Below are 15,514 nucleotides of genomic sequence, written 5' to 3'. Positions count from 1 at the left end.
CATGACGGTCCCGCCCCCGCCGGGCGGCGGGGACGCACCCCCGCCTACGGACGGATCCCCGCGTTCCGCTTTTGTCGGACCCGTACGGCAATCTGGAGGAGCCGGGGCGGCGCCGGACGACGGCGCCGGCACCCGACGGGCACGAGAGGGAAGGCGGGAGCGGACGGTGATCCGTGTTGCGGTGGTGGACGACGAACAGCTCGTCCGGTCCGGGCTGCGGATGATCCTGGGCACGGCCCCGGACATCGAGGTGGTGGCTGACTGCGGCGGCGGCGAGGCCGTGGACACCGTGCGCGCGAGCGCCCCCGACGTCGTCCTGCTCGACATCCGCATGCCCGACGTCGACGGGCTGACCGTGCTGCGGGCCCTGCGCGCGTTCCCCCGGCCGCCCGCCGTCGCGATGCTCACCACCTTCGACGCCAACGAGTACCTGGCGGCCGCGCTGCGCACCGGCGCCACCGGCTTCCTGCTCAAGGACACCGCCCCGGAGCAGCTCGTGCAGGCCGTACGGACCCTCGCGGCCGGCAGCAGCGTCCTGGACCCGGGCGTGACGCGCGCCGTCATCGGCGGCTATCTGGCCGCCGAGGCGGAGACGACGGCGGCCACGGCGGTGGCCGGGCTCACGCCGCGCGAGCGCGAGGTCCTCGCCCACCTCGGCGCCGGGCTGGCCAATCCGCAGATCGCCGCGCGCATGGGGCTCGCGCCGAGCACGGTCAAAGACCACGTCCGGGCCGTCCTCGGCAAGCTCGGCGGCCTCAACCGCGTCCAGGCCGCGATCGTCGCCGACCGGGCCGGCCTCGTCACCCCGGACGTGCCCGCGCCGGGCGGGCCGGCCGGGGCGGGGGGCGACGAGCTGTGAGCACCGCGGACGAGCGGGCGGCGCGGCGCGCCCCCGGTCCGGGGGCGACGGCCGCGCTGCCTCCCCGGCTGCGGGCCGCGCTGCCCGCCGTCCTGCCCCCGCTGATCGCCACCGCGGAGGCGCTGCTCGTCAACGGCCTGCGGCCGGGGACGGCGCTGGCCGTCTCCCTGGGCGCGGCGGTCGCGCTGGTGTGGCGCCGGCGGCTGCCCGTCCTGATGTTCCTGGCCACGCTGCCGGGCATCTACATCGGCTACATCTGGTTCGCGCCGATGATCGCCCTGTACACCGTGGCCACGCTGCGCGCCGACCGGCGGCTGCTGGCCGTGACGGGGCTGCTGCTCGCGGCCGCGCACTTCGTGCCGTTCCCCCCTGCCGAGTACCCGTACACCACCTCTCGCGAGACGGCGCTCGCGGTGGTCGACTCGCTCGTCACCGGCGCCGCGCCGCTGGCGCTCGGTCTGCTCACGCGCACCCGCCGCGAACTGGCCGCCCGGCTCGACGAGCTGACGCGCAGCCGTGCCCGCGAGGACCGGCTGCTCGCCGACCAGGTCCTGGCCACCGAACGCGCCCGGCTGGCCCGGGAGATGCACGACGTCGTCGCCCACCAGGTCTCCCTGATCAGCCTGCAGGCCGGGGCCGTGCAGATCAGCACGGCCGACGAGCAGGCGCGCGAGGGCGCCGGGAGGATCCGTGACCTGTCGGTGCGCACCCTGGAGGAGCTGCGGCACATGGTCGGCATCCTGCGGGCGGCCGGCGGGGACACCGAGGAGCTCACGCCCCAGCCGAGCCTGGCGGACCTGCCGCGGCTGATCGAGGTCAGCGCGCTCGGCGTGACGTACGAGAACGACTGCGAGCCGGGGGCGCAGCGCTCGGAGGCCGTGGAGCGCGCCGCGTTCCGTACGGTGCAGGAGGCGCTGACGAACGCGCGCAAGCACGCGCCGGGGGCCTCGGTCCGGGTGCGGGTGAGCGAGCCGCGCCGGCGCGCGGGGCGGGCGCTCGTCGTCGAGGTCCGCAACGGGCCGCCGGACGCGGGCGCGCAGCCGCCCGGGCTGCCCGGCGGCGGCCACGGCCTGGTGGGCCTGCGGGAGCGGGCCCAGAGTCTGGGCGGGACGCTGGAGGCGCACGCGACGGACGAGGGCGGCTTCGTCGTACGGGCCGTCTTCCCGCGCGAGGCGTAGCGGCGGGCGCACGGCGTACGGCCCGTGCGCCCGCCCTCCCGGCGCGCCGTGCGCGCCGATGCCGTGCGCGCTACGCGGCGGATATCGGGTCGGTGCCGGCGACCGGGGCGGCGTTCTCGTGCGTCGCGGCGGCCAGGTCGGGGTAGATGTCGAAGAGCCGGCGCACCCCGAGCGCCGCGAGGACCCGGTTGACGTGCGAGCCGTCGACCGCGCCCTGCGCGGGCAGGATGAGCCGCAGGCGCCCCTGGCAGGAGCGCATCAGCCGGCGGGCGGCGATCAGCACGCCGACCCCGCTGGAGTCGCAGAACCGCACGTCGGCGAGGTCGAGCACCAGACTGCGCCGGCCGTCGGCGACCGCGTCGTGCACGCGCTGCCGGACCACGGGCGAGGTCACCAGGTCCATCTCGCCGGAGACCCGGAGGACCGCCCAGTCCCCGCGCTCGGCGTCCTTCACCTTCAGCGTCACGCGCTCGAAGCCCCTTCGCTCGGTCGGTCGTTGTCCGGTTTCAGGCCCTTTCTCCGGTCGCGGCTCCCCGGCCCCCGGCCCGGGCGTCCTTCGTGCCGCGGTGAACATCGGCGGCGGCAACCGGCCCTCCAACGAGCGTATGCCCAGCCCGAAGCGGGAACCCCCCAAGATCCGGTCACACCCGCATAACACATCGGCACATTCGCGCACGTACGATCTATACCGCTCAATATGCTGCACGCAAAGTGACGGCGGCAATACCATCCGCAGCCACCCTCGGTCCGGTCTTTGCGGCAAGGCGGGGGCGATGTCAGAGCCTGCCTCTACATTCGGGGAGTATGTGACCCCGGGCACAGCGGGCCCGGCGCACAGGGGCGGCACACGGCGCGCGCGATCGGCGGGCGCGGGCGGAAGGGGCCGGCGGGGACGGGCCCGGCGGGGACGCAGGACGGCGACTGGAGGGGCGGCATGACGACCGACACGGCACCGGCACGGTGGGACCGCAGGATCCGGCAGCGGCTCGCGCACGGCGAGGCGGCCGCCCTCGGCGAGCTCTACGACCGCTTCGCCTCCCTCGTCCACGCCCTCGCCCTGCGCGTGCTCGGCGACGAGTCCGACGCCGACCGCCTCACGTGCGAGGTCTTCGCCCACGTCTGGGAGAACCCCGGTGCGTACGACCCAAAGGAGGGCCCCTTACGCTCCTGGCTCGCTGATTTGACGCACCGTCAGGCAGTGGAGCGGCTGCGGCGCACCGGCGCCGCCGACGGCAGCAGCCCGCAGGAGATCGAGGAGAAGGTGCGCGCGGCCTCCGCGGCGGCCCGCGCCGACTACATCGTCAGCTCCATGCCGGCCCCCTTGCGCGCCGCCGTCGACCTCGCCTACTTACGGCGCCTGGACTACCGGGCCAGCGCCGCCGTCCTCGGCGTCACCGAGGACGAGGCACGCAGACGCCTGCGGCTCGGCCTGCAACTGCTCGCCACGGCCCACCAGGGCCCGCGCGCGGCGTCCCCGCCGGTGACCGGGGGTGCCCGATGAGCGCGACGCCCGGGCCGGAGGGCGCACTCCCCGGGAGCGGCCCCGGGGACGCCGCGCACCGGACGCTGAAGTCCCTGCTCGGGGCGTGGGCCCTGGCCGCCTGCTCCGCCGAGGAGACGGCCGCCGTGGAGGAGCACCTGACCGACTGCGCCGACTGCGCGGAGGAGGCCGTCCGACTGCGGGCAGCCGTCGCGCTGCTGCACCCCGAGGACAGCCTCGACCTCGATCCGCGGCTGCGCTCCCGGGCGCTCTCCACCGCGCTGAAGCGGCGGCCCGCCCGCATCCCGGTCCCGGCGTGGGCCGCCGCGTACGAGGCGGAGACCGCACGCCTCGACGCCCTGCTGCGGGACATCGGCGAGGCGGAGTGGCGCGCCCCGGTGCACCTGCAGTGGTTCGACGGCACCCGGACCGTGGGCCGCGACGCCACAGTGGCCGCGGTGATAAGCCATCTCACGGCGGTGGACGGCCTGGTGGCCGACGCGATGGGGCTGCCCGACCCGCTGCGCGCGGACACCGGAGGCCGCACGTCCGCCGCCCGCACGGCAGCGGAGCGCACCGAGGCGCTGTGGGCCGCGCGCTGCCCGGACAGCGGGAGCGCCGACAGCTCGACGCCGCCCGGCGCGGTGCGCGCGGCCTGGCGCCGGCAGGGGCACTCGCTGATCCGGGCGGCCTCCTTCGCCGACGGCGACGCCGCCGAACTGACCGTGGAGTACGGCCCGTTCTCGCTGCCGCTGCGCGACGCGTTCGTGGAGCGCGCCTTCGAGTGCTGGGTGCACGCCGGGGACATCGCCGAAGCCGTCGACTACCCCTACCAGCCGCCGTCCTCCCGCCATCTGCACGGCATGATCGCCCTGGCGGCCCGGCTGCTGCCCGCCGCGCTCGCCGCCCGCCGGCGCGCGGGGCTGGCCCCGCCGCCGCGCTTCCTGCTCCCGGCGGGCGCCCCGGGGCGTTCGCTGCGGCTGGAGATCGAGGGCAGCGGCGGCGGTCGCTGGCACATACCGCTGGACTCCCCCGCCGCGGCCGCCTCGGACGACGGCGAGGTGGCCCATCTCGCGCTGGACGCCCTGGAGTTCTGCCGGCTGGCAGCGGGCCGCGTGCTGCCGGAGGAAGCGGCGGCAGGAGAGGAGGGCGACCGCGAGGCGATCCGCGACGTGCTGCTGGCGACCGCCTCGCTGTCCCAGCTGTGAGCCGCGCGCGGTGCCCGGCCCGCACGGACTCCCCGGTGACTCCCCGGTCGCCGCGCGCCAGGGAGCCCCAGGGGGCGTGCGCTAGGAGAAGACCACCGTGCGGCGCCCGTTGAGCAGCACCCGGTGCTCGCTGTGCCACTTCACCGCGCGGGCGAGCGCCTGGCACTCCACGTCGCGGCCGATCGCCACGAGTTGCTCAGGGGTGACCCCGTGGCCGACCCGCTCGACCTCCTGCTCGATGATCGGGCCCTCGTCGAGGTCGGCGGTCACGTAGTGCGCCGTGGCACCGATCAGCTTCACGCCGCGCGCGTGCGCCTGGTGGTACGGCTTGGCGCCCTTGAAGCTCGGCAGGAAGGAGTGGTGGATGTTGATGACGCGCCCCGCGAGCTGCTTGCACAGGTCGTCGGACAGCACCTGCATGTAGCGGGCGAGGACGACCAGTTCCACGCCCTGCGAGCGCACCAGCTCCAGCACCTGCGCCTCGGCCTGCGCCTTGGTCTCCCTCGTCACCGGGATGTGGTGGAAGGGGATGCCGTACGAGCCGACGAGCTCCGCGAAGTCGGTGTGGTTGGAGACCACGGCCGCGATCTCGATCGGCAGGGCGCCGATGCGGGCGCGGAAGAGCAGGTCGTTGAGGCAGTGCCCGAACCTGGACACCATGAGCACGACGCGCATCTTCTCGTCGGCCCGGTGGATCTGCCAGTCCATCCGGAAGGAGTCCCCGACGGCCGCGAAGGACGCCCGCAGCTTCTCCACGGTCACCGGGGCGTCGGCGCTGAAGTGGACGCGCATGAAGAACAGGCCGGTGTCGTGGTCACCGAACTGCTGGCTGTCCTCGATGTTGCACCCGGTCATGAACAGGTAGCTGGAGACCGCGTGCACGATGCCCCGCTGGTCGGGGCAGGAGAGGGTGAGGACGTACTGTTCGGGCCGGTCGGACTGCTCGGGCAGCGCGGAGGCCCCTTCGGTGACGGGGGACTGCGAGGCGTTCATAGCGCACTAGCGTCGCACACCCCGCCGCCCCCCGCGGAACCGTCGCTTCCCCCGGGCCCCCGCCCGCCCCTCAGCGCACGCGGGTCAGCCGCTCCAGCGCCTCCAGGGACCGGGGCCGGGCATCCGGGTCGTCCCCGTCGCCGGCCGCGAGCCTGACGTGGGCCTCACGGGCCGCGTGGACCGCCTCCGGCCAGCCGGGGTGCTCCATGTAGGCCGAGACCGGGGCGTCCGCGCCCACCTGGTGCATGATCCGCAGGACCCGCAGCACGGCCGCGTCGACGAGGGCCGCCTCGGCGGTGTCCCGGAAGATCGTCCCTATGTACTTCTCGGCCGACCAGTTGTCCAGCCAGGTGTCCTCGACGAGCCGGTAGACGGCGTCGGTCACGTCCCCGAACCCCGTGCTGCCCGCGGCCCAGGCCTCCTGCTGGAAGACCGGGTCCGAGAGCATGTGCAGCGCGGAACGCACGTGTGCGCGCCAGCGCCACCATGGCATGTCATTGAGCGGCATGCCGTCCATGGTGGTCGAGCGGCGGCCGCGACGGGAAGTCTTCTCCGAACCTTGCACAACGGTCGATCGTACGTTCCCCCTTGGGAGGGACGGACCACGGGACCCGGGGCGGCCGCCTACAGCTGGGCCCACGAGCGCTGCGTCAGCCCGTACTTCTTCGCGATCGGGTTCCACAGGTCGGCGGCCTGCTTCTTGGCGGCGGTCGCGTCACCGCTGGCCCGGTCGGCGGCGGAGCTGTCGCCGGTGGGCTTCGCGTGGCCCTTGTCGCAGCCCTGGCCGCCGCCCGCCTGGTCGGCCCACGCGGCGTAGTGGGAGTCCGCCGAGGACGAGGACTGCCACGCCTTCGTCAACTGCGCGGACAGCTCGCCGCTGCCGGGCAGCTTGTCGACGGGGGTCTTCTGCAGCCGGGCGACGAGGGCGTCGCGCTCCTTCGCGGCGGACCGCAGGTCGCTCGCCGCCTTGCCGAGGTCCCGGCAGTTGCGGGTGGCGTCGACCGCCCTGATGACCGCGTCCCGGCTCGCGCTGCTGTCGTTCAGCAGCGCGTCCAGGGCCTTGGCCTGCGCGGCCACCGGGTCCGCCGACGCGGACTCCTGCGGCCGCGCCCCCTTGTCGCCGTCCCCGCCGGAGGTGCCCGGGGTGCTGCCGGCGGCCGTCGACGAGGTCGCGGCGGCGTTCTGCTTGCCGTCCGAGTCGTCGTCCCCGCCGCTGAGCAGGGCCCCCGCGGCGAGACCGGCGGTGGCGCAGCCCGCCACGACGATGCCGACGACCGCGGCCGTCGGCATCTTGCGGCGCCCCTTGCGAGGTTCACCGGAAGGAGTGCTTCCGCCGCCGGGGGCGGGGGCGCGGGGCGGCGGCACCTGTGCGGCGCCGGCCGGAGGCGCGGAGGCCGACGGCGTGGTGCCGCTGTCCGCGCGGAACAGCCCTTCGAAGCCGGACGGGGGCGGGGTGTGCGCCTGCCCGCCCGCCGGAGCCCGCGGCGGTACGGGCGCCTGCTGCCGACCGGGCCCGAACTCGCCGGTGACGGGCGGCAGATGACGCGTGGCCTCGGCGGACGCCGCCCCGGACGCCCCCTGCGGGGGCAGCAGCCGCGTGGCCTCCCCGGCCCGCGCCTCCGCCTCCCGGCCGTACGGCTGCGCGTCGTCCACCGGCGGCAGGTACTGCGTCGCCGGCGCACCGGCCTGCGGCGCGGGCGGGAAGTACTGCGGCGCCCCGGCACCGGGGCCGACGGGCGGCAGATACTGCGTGGCCGCCGCCGAGCCGTCGGAAGGGGCGGGCGCGGCGTACGGGGCCGACGAGGCCTGCGGAGGGAGCAACTGCGTGGCCTCCGCGGCGGATCCCGGAGCGGCGGACGTGCCCTGGGCATACGGAGCGCCCTGCCCGTACGGAGCCGCGCTGCCCTGCGGCGGCAGCAACTGCGTGGCCTCACCGGCGGGTCCCGGAGCGGAAGACGCGCCCTGGCCGTACGGAGCGCCCTGCCCGTACGGGCCCGCGCTGCCCTGCGGCGGCAGCAACTGCGTGGCCTCACCGGCGGATCCCGGAGCGGAAGACGCGCCCTGGCCGTACGGAGCGCCCTGCCCGTACGGGCCCGCGCCGCCCTGCGGCGGCAGCAACTGCGTGGCCTCACCGGCCTGTCCGGGCACGGCGGGAGCTCCCTGCGCGTACGGAGCCGGGGGCGGCGGTGCGCCCGGTACCGGGCCGGCGCCGACCGGCGGGAGATAGCGGGTCGCCTCCGACGCGGGGTCGGAGGCGCCGGGTATGGGCCCGCCGCCGAGCACCGGGGGTATGTACTGGGTGGCCTCGGAGTCGCCCGGGGGCGGCTGCGCGCCCGGCGCGTACGCGGGCGGCCGCGGGGCGCCCGGCGGGGCCTCGGGTGGCAGGGGAGCGCGGTGCGCGCCGGGCGCCCACGACTGTCCGGGGGGCGCACCCCACCCGTCGGTGGGCTCCGACTGCGCGGGTCCGCTCTGCGTCACCGGGACTCCTCAGGCTGTACGGGAATTGCGGAAGCGTCCGGCTCACGCTACCCGCTCGCCCCGGACTCCCGCGCGGTTCCGCGGCAGGCCGCCCGTACCCGGCTCCGGGTGCCGCGCCCTCGCGCACCGGGCACCCGGAACCGCCGCCGCTACGCCGCCTGCACCTCCATCCGCGCCCCGAACTCCCTGACCACCGGCTCCTCCCGGTACGGGGCGAGCCGCTGCTGGAAGTCGTCGAGATACTCGGCGCCCCGGTTGGAGCGCAGGGTCCCCAGCAGCTCCAGGGCGCGGGTGCCCGTGGCGCACGCCTCGTCGACGTCGCGCTGCTGGACCTGCGCGGTGGCCAGCAGCAGCAGCCCGATGGCGCGGCGGCGCACCCGGCCCTCGGCGTGCCCGGCGATGGCGTCCTCGGCGCACCGGCGGGCCTGGTCGGCCTGGCCGAGATCGCGGTGGCAGTGGGCGAGTTCGTCGGCGAGGTACGCGTGGTCGAAGTGGCGGATCCAGGCGGGGTCGTCGCCGGAGTCCGGGCCGTTCTCGGCCCGTTCGAGGGCGGCGGTGGCCCGGCCCGCGACGGCGTGGCAGGACCGGGAGTCGCCCATCAGGGCGTGCCCGCGGGCCTCCGCCGCGTAGAACATGGCCTCGGCCCGGGGCCCGACCTGGCCCCGTGAGCCCTCCTGGGCGGCCTTGGCCAGCTGCGCGATCTCCCTGGGGTTGCCCAGGGAAGCGGCGAGATGGCTCATGCCGGCGGCCAGGACGTAGCCGCCGTAGCCGCGGTCGTCGGCGGCCTGGGCGAGCCGCAGCGCCTGGATGTAGTAGCGCTGGGCGAGCCCGGGCTGGCCGGTGTCGACGGCCATGTAGCCGGCCAGCTCCGTCAACCTGGCGACGGCGGCGAAGAGTTCGCGCCCCACGGACTCGCGGTAGGAGCCGGCGAGCAGCCCGGAGACGACGCTGTTGAGGTAGTGGACCACCACGGGGCGCACGTGTCCGCTGCCGTAGCGGTGGTCGAGTTCGACGAGGGCGTCGGTGGTGGCCCGTACGGCCTCGACGTCGCTGCCGCCGACGCGGGCACCGGCGTTGCGGGCGACCTGCGCGTCCGCGGCGGTGATCAGCCAGTCGCGGCTGGGTTCGACGAGCGCGGAGGAGGCGACGGAGGTGCCGCTGAGGAAGTCCCGGCGGCCGACGTCGCTGCGCCACAGTTCGCAGACCTGCTCGATGGCGCCGAGGACGGTCGGGGAGAACTGCAGGCCCACGCCGGAGGCGAGGTTCTTGCCGTTGGCCATGCCGATCTCGTCGATGGTGACGGTGCGGCCGAGCTTGCGGCCGAGCGCCTCGGCGATGATGGCGGGGGCCCGTCCGCGCGGCTGCTGGCCCCGCAGCCAGCGCGCCACGGAGGTCTTGTCGTAGCGCAGGTCGAGACCGTGCTCGGCGCCGCACATGTTGACGCGCCGGGCGAGACCGGCGTTGGAACAGGCGGCTTCCTGGATGAGCGCCTGCAGCCGTTCGTTGGGCTGTCGCGCCACAAGTGGCCGTGCGGCCATGTTCTCTACCCCCTGGGACTGCTATAAGCGTTCGCGGCCGGCGCCGCGGGATGCGGAGAAGCCGTTTCGGCCGGCTGCGCCTTCCCCTGTGATCTTTGCCCCCCTGATGTCCGGAGAATGCGGACTTGACGGTCATGTGATGCATGGGACCGTCTCGCCCGTACCGCCAGGCTGGTGGCTACCCACCCTCGGCGGAGAACCCGCCTCTGCGCCCCCGTACATGCATCCGTGCGCCCCGTGTGCATTTCCGGCCGCCGCCGACAAGCGTGAGCCTGAGCCGTAACCCCTGGTGACAGGGGGAGTTGAGTGGGGCGTGGAAGAGACCATCGGAGTAGGAGCCCCGCACATTCCCCAACAGCGCGTCGAGCAACCGCTCGACGCGGCTGTCCGGTATGCGGAGGATCGGCACTGGGATGTTTTCCCCGGCACGTGGCTGGTCGCGGACGGCGGCCGCGAGGTGTGCTCGTGCGGCGAGCCGGCCTGCCCGGCCCCGGGCGCGCACCCGGCCCGTCCGGACTGGGCCCACCAGGCCACGGGCAGCGCCGTGGCCGCGCGCCGGCTGTGGGGCAAGCAGCCCTGGGCCTCGGTCCTGTTGCCGACGGGCCGTACGTTCGACGCCCTGGACGTACCGGAGTTGGCGGGCTGTCTGGCGCTCGCGCGCATGGAGCGGATGAACATCCAGCTGGGGCCGATCACCTGCACCCCGTACGGGCGGATGCTGTTCTTCGTGCTGCCCGGCGGGGCCCTGAAGGTCGGGGAGGCCGCGCGGAAGCTGGGCTGGCACCCCTCGTCCCTGGATCTCGTCCCGCGCGGCGAGGGCGACTACGTGGTGGCGCCGCCGACCCGGATGGGCTCGCGCGGCTCGGTGCAGTGGGCGCGCCACCCGACGGCCGCCAACCGCTGGCTGCCCGACGCGGAGGAGCTGGTCAGCGCGCTCGCCTACGCGTGCGGGCGCGAGGCGGCGGTGGTCCGGCGCAGGTGAGGCACGGCAGCGCGCACACCGCCGCGCCCCGGTCGCACGCGCCACGCGCCCGGATCACGGCATCGTTCCCGGTGTTCCCGTTGTTCCTGGTGCCGTCGGCGCTTCCGTGGCCTCCGCGACATAGCCATCGGGCCGTACGAGCAGGGCAGTTGTCCGGGCGTCGGCGCGGGTGACCGTGGTGACGCCCGTTTCTTCCGGTGCGTGCCCGCCACGCGGCAGGACCCGGACGTACGTACCGGCACGCAGCGCCTCGTACAGACGCGTGGGGCCCCCGGCGGTCTCCGCGAGCGGCAGATCGGGGGCGCGCCGGCCGACGAGCGGGTGGGCGCCCGGCGGCGCCGGATAGCCGACCGACAGGCCGGAGACGAGCAGGGCGGCACGCCGTCCCAGCGGCGGGGCGACGCGGGCGGCCAGGCCTGCCGCGGACGCCACGCCCCGGCTCAGGGACGAACCGAGCAGCGCGGTACGGACGATGGCCCCGCTCAGCCGCAGCACGAGCTGCCCGACGGGGTGCCGTTCGGCGTGGTAGCTGTCGAGCAGCGTCTCGTCCGCGCGCATCTGGACGACGGCGGCGAGTTTCCAGCCGAGGTTGACGGCGTCCTGTAGGCCCGCGTTCATGCCCAGGCCGCCGGCGGGCGAGTGGACGTGCGCGGCGTCGCCCGCGAGGAGGATCCGGCCGTCGCGGTAGCGGGGCACCTGCCGCTCGTCGCTGTGGAAGCGGGAGAGCCAACGCGGGTCGTGCAGGCCGTAGTCGGTGCCGAACGCGGCCTTGACGACCGCGCGCAGCTCCTCCAGGTCGACGGGCGCGCTGGAGGGCAGATCGCTGCCGCGCCGCCAGGCGATCACCCGGTACCAGCCGTCGCCGAAGGGCACGATGAACGCGATGCCCTCGGCCACGCTCCTGACCGACGGGAGTTCCTCGGGCTCCGTCTTCAGACGGACGTCGGCGAGCATGACGGAGCGCAGGACGGCCCGTCCCGGGAAGGGCATGCCGATCAGCCGCCGGACGGTGCTGTGCACGCCGTCCGCGCCCACGAGCCAGTCGGCGCGCAGGAGTTCGGTGGAGGCGGTCTCCTCCCCGGCCGGGTCGGGCGCGCCGTGGGCACCTCCGTAGGGGTCGTCGTAGACGGCCGCGTCGGCGTCGCGCGGCGCGGCGCCGGACGTGCGGACCTCGGCCTCGACCCCGGTCGCGTCCTGCCGCAGGCCGACGACCTCCGTCGCGCGGCGGATCTCGGCGCCGTGCTCCCGGGCGCGCCTCTCCAGCAGCCGCTCGGTCTCGTACTGCGGGGTGAACAGCACTCCGGCGAAGCGGCTGGGCAGCGCTCCCAGATCCAGCCGGGCGCGCCCGGCGACGCGCAGGGAGGAGACGAACGGGCCGGTGGCGATCAGCTCCTCGGCGAGCGAACGGGCGTCGAGGAGCTCCAGGGTGCGCGCGTGCACCGCGAAGGCCCGCGTGAGATTCGACTGCCGGGCGCGCTTCTCCAGCACGGTCACGCGCACCCCCGCGGCGGCGAGATCGCCGGCGAGGAGCAGTCCGGTGGGGCCGGCACCGACGATCAGGACGTCGGCGGTGCCCGCGACGGGCGTCGACAGAGAGGACATGGTCGCTCCTCGGGCCGTTCGGTGCTTGCCGTATCGCTGCTTGCCGTACTGCCAGTGCACACCCGCGCCCCGAAGAATGTCAACGACCGTTGAATTTTCGCGGCGCCCGCCCGCCGGGCTCAGGCGGGCAGGGCCGCGGCCAGGAAGGGCTCGACGACCCCGCGCCAGCCCTCGGGCTGGTCGTAGTGCACATAGTGACCGGCGTCGGGCACCTCGGCGTAGACGCCCTGCGGCAGGACGCGGACCATCTCCTGGGCCTCGGCCCGCCCCAGCGAGCCGTCGAGGCCGCGCACGACGAGCGCGGGGCACTCGACGAGGGCGAGCTCCTCCCAGTGCGCCTCGTGCACATACGTCTCGCGGGCGTGCAGCATCTGGCGGCGCGAGAAGACCGGGCGCCAGCCGTCCGCCCGCTCGGCCATCACCTCCGCGAAGAAGTCGCCCCGGGCCGGCCTGGGCCGCTCCAGGGACGGGTCGTCCTCGCCGAACCACTTGCGCACGTCCGCCAGCGTCGCGAAGGGCACCGGCCAGGACTTGCACCACGCGTCCCACTCGCGCTGCGAGGCCGCGCCGAGCGCGGAGGCCCGCATCTCGCAGATGACCAGGGCCCGCACCAGATCGGGGCGGCGGGCGGCCAGTTGCCAGGCGGTCAGGGCGCCCATCGCGTGCCCGACGAGGGTGACCGGCGCGAGGCCCAGGCGCTCGATCACCGTCTCCACATCGGCCACGTACACCTCGCGGGTGTACGGCCCGTCGGCGGGGCGCTCGCTGCGGCCGTGGCCGCGCTGGTCGAGGGCGACCGCGCGGTGCCGGCCGGCGAGCCAGCGGGACGTGCCCGCCCAGTGGGCGGCGCGGCCCATCAGCCCGTGGAGCAGCAGCACGGAGCTCCGGCCGCCGCCCTCGCCGCCCCGGCCGCAGACCTTCGGCGGGTCGGCGAACTCCCAGGCAGCGAGCCGCACTCCGGCGCTCCCGATCACGTCGATACGCCGCACCATGACTTCTCACACCCCCAGTTCTCCCCCGAGCGACTCCACCATATAGAACTCGTATTCGAACAGCTGGCCTTCAGGCGCAACACCCCTCGTTCGAGTGACCTCTGTGAAGGGTTGACCGGCGGCACCCAGGGGAGTAATCGACCTGGGCGCGGACCGCTCGGGGAAGAAGGTCCGCGGGGCGGACCCTGAGAGCTCGGGGCTCCGGGTCGCCACGGGGGTATATGGGGAGGCAGGGCCCCGGCCGCTCGCAAGGGCGCCGGGGCCCTCGCCCCGCCGCGCGGCCAGCCCCGGACAGCCCCCTCGGCATCCTCGATGCCCCTCCCCCTCCGGCGGCATCACGCCGCGCGCATATGCGTCAGCGCCAGCCTTGCACGCCCCGGGGCCGTACGCTCCCATTACGCCGACTCCGGCCAGATTCCCGGGAGTTGCCCCAGGACAGCCGACCCGAGGGGGCGCGTGCACAACGAAGGGGCGCCCCTTCGGGGCGCCCCTCAATCGAGCCGTCGGCCGTCGCGGCCGGGCGTCAGCGCTTGGCCACGAACACGTGCGCCGCAATGTCCGTGGACAGCTCCGCGGCCTCGCCGCTGCTGCCGACGAGCACCCCGCCCGCCGACTCCGTCACGCTGACCACCGCGCCCGGCTGCACCCCGGCCCGGCGCAGCGTGTACATCAGCTGCGGGTCGGTCTGGATGGGCTCGCCGATGCGGCGGACCACCACGGTCTTGCCGTCGCCGCCCGGCTCCAGCTCCACCAGGCTGACCGTGCTCTCGTCCAGGAACGGATCGGCCTCGGCCTTCTCGCCCAGCTCCTCCAGGCCCGGGATCGGATTGCCGTACGGCGACTCGGTGGGGTGCCGCAGCAGCTCCAGCACGCGCCGCTCGACGGCCTCGCTCATCACATGCTCCCAGCGGCACGCCTCGGCGTGGACCTGCTCCCACTCCAGGCCGATCACATCGACCAGGAGGCACTCCGCGAGGCGGTGCTTGCGCATCACGCGCGTGGCCAGCCGGCGGCCCTCCTCGGTCAGCTCCAGGTGCCGGTCGCCGGCGACGGACAGCAGACCGTCGCGCTCCATGCGGGCCACCGTCTGGCTCACCGTCGGGCCGCTCTGGTCGAGCCGCTCGGCGATGCGGGCACGCATGGGGACGACACCCTCCTCTTCGAGTTCGAGAATGGTGCGGAGATACATCTCCGTGGTGTCGATCAGTCCGGACATGCGTGCCCCTCGATAAGTCGTGCGGTGGCCCTGACCTCAATTCTGACGCATACCCCCGACAACGGCGCCGCCGACCGCGACGGCGGCGCGGAGAGTGCGGCACCGTATTGACAGGGCTGAGGTCCAGACCGCAACGTGATCCGCGCCACGAGCGTACGCCAGACTGTCCGTGCCACCGGATCCGAAGCCAAGGAGACCCGCAGCGATGAGCGAGAACGAGCTGGCCGGGCAGTTCTTCGACGCCGCGATCGGGCTGCTGCGGCGGGTGCGCGACGAGGAGGCCGGGCACATCGCCACGGCGGGCGCGATGTTCGCCGACGCGGTGGCGGACGGCCGACGGCTGTTCGTCTTCGGCGCCGGGCACTCCTCGCTGCCCGCGCAGGACGTCGTCTACCGGGCGGGCGGGCTCGCCCTGATCAATCTGCTGGCGGTGCCCGGGGTCGTGGGCCTGGACGTCATGCCCGCCACCCTCGGCAGCGCGCTGGAGCGCGTCGACGGACTGGCCGGAGCGGTCCTGGACACCAGCCCCGTGCGGCGCGGCGACGTCCTGGTCGTCATCTCGCTGTCCGGCCGGAACTCGCTGCCCGTCGAGATGGCCATGAACGCGCGCGCCCTGGGTGTGAAGGTCATCGGTGTGACCTCTCTTGCCTACGCGGAGCACACCAAGTCCCGCCATGTGTCGGGGACGTTCCTGAAGGACCACTGCGACCTGGTCGTCGACACCAAGATCGGCATCGGGGACGCGGAGCTCACCGCGGACGGCATCGCCGCGCCCTTCGGGCCCGCCTCCACGGTCGTCGCCAGTTCCGTCATACAGGCGATCGTCGCGAGCGCCGCGGGCGAACTGGCCTCCCGCGGCATCGACCCGCCACTGCTGCGCTCCGGCAACGTCGACGGGGGCCACGAGTGGAACGGGCGGGTGCTGAGCGAGTACGGGGACCGGATCTTCTTCCGGCACTGATCTTCCAGCACTGATCTTCCGGCACTG

Annotated in this window: 14 protein-coding genes; 6 read left to right on the top strand and 8 right to left on the bottom strand. The window is 74.9% G+C overall.

The genetic code is table 11. The features are described from left to right. The first annotated feature begins 166 nt into the window (after positions 1 to 166). A complete protein-coding gene (locus tag ACFP1Z_RS27210; RefSeq protein WP_390320278.1) occupies positions 167 to 859 on the top strand; it encodes a response regulator in 693 nt (230 codons plus the stop codon). Continuing rightward, positions 856 to 2,037, top strand: a complete 1,182-nt coding sequence (locus ACFP1Z_RS27205) for a sensor histidine kinase (RefSeq protein WP_390320277.1) — start codon at positions 856 to 858, stop codon at positions 2,035 to 2,037. Before ACFP1Z_RS27210 ends, ACFP1Z_RS27205 begins: the two co-directional genes overlap by 4 nt. Before the next feature lie 70 nt (positions 2,038 to 2,107). On the opposite strand, the gene ACFP1Z_RS27200 is transcribed toward ACFP1Z_RS27205, so the two are convergent. Next, positions 2,108 to 2,503 carry an STAS domain-containing protein gene (locus ACFP1Z_RS27200; protein ID WP_390320276.1) on the bottom strand — a complete coding sequence of 132 codons (396 nt, stop codon included), beginning with the start codon at positions 2,501 to 2,503 and terminating at the stop codon, positions 2,108 to 2,110. A gap of 468 nt (positions 2,504 to 2,971) precedes the next feature. Here ACFP1Z_RS27200 and ACFP1Z_RS27195 point away from each other — a divergent pair, with 468 nt between their 5' ends. Continuing rightward, positions 2,972 to 3,538 carry a sigma-70 family RNA polymerase sigma factor gene (locus tag ACFP1Z_RS27195; protein WP_390320274.1) on the top strand — a complete coding sequence of 189 codons (567 nt, stop codon included), beginning with the start codon at positions 2,972 to 2,974 and terminating at the stop codon, positions 3,536 to 3,538. Continuing rightward, positions 3,535 to 4,725: a maleylpyruvate isomerase N-terminal domain-containing protein gene (locus tag ACFP1Z_RS27190; protein WP_390320273.1), complete on the top strand. Its 1,191-nt coding sequence runs from the start codon at positions 3,535 to 3,537 to the stop codon at positions 4,723 to 4,725. The genes ACFP1Z_RS27195 and ACFP1Z_RS27190 overlap by 4 nt, the downstream gene beginning before the upstream one ends. Before the next feature lie 81 nt (positions 4,726 to 4,806). Here the strand turns inward: ACFP1Z_RS27190 and purU are convergent, their stop codons facing one another. The 4 genes from purU to ACFP1Z_RS27170 all read right to left on the bottom strand — a co-directional run bounded on the left by purU (position 4,807) and on the right by ACFP1Z_RS27170 (position 9,734). Next, entirely contained in the window at positions 4,807 to 5,718 is a 912-nt protein-coding gene (purU, locus tag ACFP1Z_RS27185; protein WP_390320272.1) for a formyltetrahydrofolate deformylase, read from the bottom strand. A 70-nt stretch (positions 5,719 to 5,788) separates the two neighbouring features. After that, positions 5,789 to 6,235 carry an SCO4402 family protein gene (locus ACFP1Z_RS27180; RefSeq protein ID WP_390320353.1) on the bottom strand — a complete coding sequence of 149 codons (447 nt, stop codon included), beginning with the start codon at positions 6,233 to 6,235 and terminating at the stop codon, positions 5,789 to 5,791. A gap of 107 nt (positions 6,236 to 6,342) precedes the next feature. Next, a complete protein-coding gene (locus ACFP1Z_RS27175) occupies positions 6,343 to 8,196 on the bottom strand; it encodes a hypothetical protein (protein WP_390320271.1) in 1,854 nt (617 codons plus the stop codon). 149 nt (positions 8,197 to 8,345) lie between these two features. Continuing rightward, on the bottom strand, positions 8,346 to 9,734 hold the full coding sequence (locus tag ACFP1Z_RS27170; RefSeq protein WP_390320270.1) for a transcriptional regulator: 1,389 nt from the start codon (positions 9,732 to 9,734) through the stop codon (positions 8,346 to 8,348). 313 nt (positions 9,735 to 10,047) lie between these two features. Between ACFP1Z_RS27170 and ACFP1Z_RS27165 the strand changes: the two genes are divergently transcribed. Then, the gene (locus tag ACFP1Z_RS27165) at positions 10,048 to 10,716 is read left to right on the top strand and encodes a bifunctional DNA primase/polymerase (RefSeq protein WP_390320269.1); all 669 of its coding nucleotides are present in this window, start codon (positions 10,048 to 10,050) and stop codon (positions 10,714 to 10,716) included. A 54-nt stretch (positions 10,717 to 10,770) separates the two neighbouring features. Here the strand turns inward: ACFP1Z_RS27165 and ACFP1Z_RS27160 are convergent, their stop codons facing one another. The 3 genes from ACFP1Z_RS27160 to ACFP1Z_RS27150 all read right to left on the bottom strand — a co-directional run bounded on the left by ACFP1Z_RS27160 (position 10,771) and on the right by ACFP1Z_RS27150 (position 14,526). Continuing rightward, positions 10,771 to 12,318 (bottom strand): FAD-dependent monooxygenase, encoded by a 1,548-nt coding sequence (locus tag ACFP1Z_RS27160; RefSeq protein WP_390320268.1) that lies wholly within the window; start codon positions 12,316 to 12,318, stop codon positions 10,771 to 10,773. Between the two features lie 119 nt (positions 12,319 to 12,437). Further along, a complete protein-coding gene (locus ACFP1Z_RS27155) occupies positions 12,438 to 13,310 on the bottom strand; it encodes an alpha/beta fold hydrolase (protein WP_390320266.1) in 873 nt (290 codons plus the stop codon). A gap of 523 nt (positions 13,311 to 13,833) precedes the next feature. Then, a complete protein-coding gene (locus tag ACFP1Z_RS27150) occupies positions 13,834 to 14,526 on the bottom strand; it encodes a metal-dependent transcriptional regulator (RefSeq protein WP_390320265.1) in 693 nt (230 codons plus the stop codon). A gap of 205 nt (positions 14,527 to 14,731) precedes the next feature. Here ACFP1Z_RS27150 and ACFP1Z_RS27145 point away from each other — a divergent pair, with 205 nt between their 5' ends. After that, complete coding sequence (locus ACFP1Z_RS27145) at positions 14,732 to 15,487, top strand: SIS domain-containing protein (protein WP_390320264.1); 756 nt, start codon at positions 14,732 to 14,734, stop codon at positions 15,485 to 15,487. Positions 15,488 to 15,514 lie beyond the last annotated feature (27 nt).

Origin of the sequence: Streptomyces gamaensis, from assembly GCF_042656465.1 — a bacterium.
GTDB lineage: Bacteria > Actinomycetota > Actinomycetes > Streptomycetales > Streptomycetaceae > Streptomyces > Streptomyces gamaensis.
This window is presented reverse-complemented; position numbering and strand designations above follow the sequence as displayed.

Bases quoted from the DNA above. Each gene is read 5' to 3' on its own strand.
- ACFP1Z_RS27195 (WP_390320274.1), top strand. From the start codon at position 2,972: ATGACGACCGACACGGCACCGGCACGGTGGGACCGCAGGATCCGGCAG.
- ACFP1Z_RS27190 (WP_390320273.1), top strand. From the start codon at position 3,535: ATGAGCGCGACGCCCGGGCCGGAGGGCGCACTCCCCGGGAGCGGCCCC.
- purU (WP_390320272.1), bottom strand. From the start codon at position 5,718: ATGAACGCCTCGCAGTCCCCCGTCACCGAAGGGGCCTCCGCGCTGCCC.
- ACFP1Z_RS27180 (WP_390320353.1), bottom strand. From the start codon at position 6,235: ATGGACGGCATGCCGCTCAATGACATGCCATGGTGGCGCTGGCGCGCA.
- ACFP1Z_RS27170 (WP_390320270.1), bottom strand. From the start codon at position 9,734: ATGGCCGCACGGCCACTTGTGGCGCGACAGCCCAACGAACGGCTGCAG.
- ACFP1Z_RS27160 (WP_390320268.1), bottom strand. From the start codon at position 12,318: ATGTCCTCTCTGTCGACGCCCGTCGCGGGCACCGCCGACGTCCTGATC.
- ACFP1Z_RS27155 (WP_390320266.1), bottom strand. From the start codon at position 13,310: ATGGTGCGGCGTATCGACGTGATCGGGAGCGCCGGAGTGCGGCTCGCT.
- ACFP1Z_RS27150 (WP_390320265.1), bottom strand. From the start codon at position 14,526: ATGTCCGGACTGATCGACACCACGGAGATGTATCTCCGCACCATTCTC.
- ACFP1Z_RS27145 (WP_390320264.1), top strand. From the start codon at position 14,732: ATGAGCGAGAACGAGCTGGCCGGGCAGTTCTTCGACGCCGCGATCGGG.